The sequence below is a fragment of the Mesorhizobium sp. M7A.F.Ca.MR.148.00.0.0 genome (assembly GCF_003997735.1).
Classification (GTDB): domain Bacteria; phylum Pseudomonadota; class Alphaproteobacteria; order Rhizobiales; family Rhizobiaceae; genus Mesorhizobium.
Map to the genome: position 1 here is coordinate 1 of NZ_RZTB01000513.1, position 299 is coordinate 299.

General features: G+C 68.2%; 1 protein-coding gene. It reads right to left on the reverse strand.

Going from position 1 to position 299, the window contains the following annotated elements; genetic code table 11:
* Positions 1-299, reverse strand: a 299-nt coding sequence (locus EOB49_RS35155; protein ID WP_206526221.1) for an anti-sigma factor, incomplete at both ends; no start/stop codon positions are given.

The following is a 299-nucleotide window of genomic DNA, read 5'->3' on the forward strand; positions in this document are numbered from 1 at the left end:
CGGGTTCTTGCCCTCGATCATCCACAGCTCGAAGTCCTTGCCGGAAGCACGCTCACCGGAGACATGCGACAGGCCGACTTCGTGATGCGCGGCATCATAGACGGCGAGGTATCTGACGTCGCTGCCTTCGGCGGCCAGCGAAGCGACGAGGCGCGCTTGCGGCTGCTCGACCGGTGGGTTGAGAGTGGGCACGAGGATGTAAATCGCCAGTGCCGCAACCGCGGCCGCGGCAAGGCCGCGCCAGAAGGCCAGGCTGGACCACAGGCCGCCGCGCGATTCGGCGGGCGTGGTCACGGCGG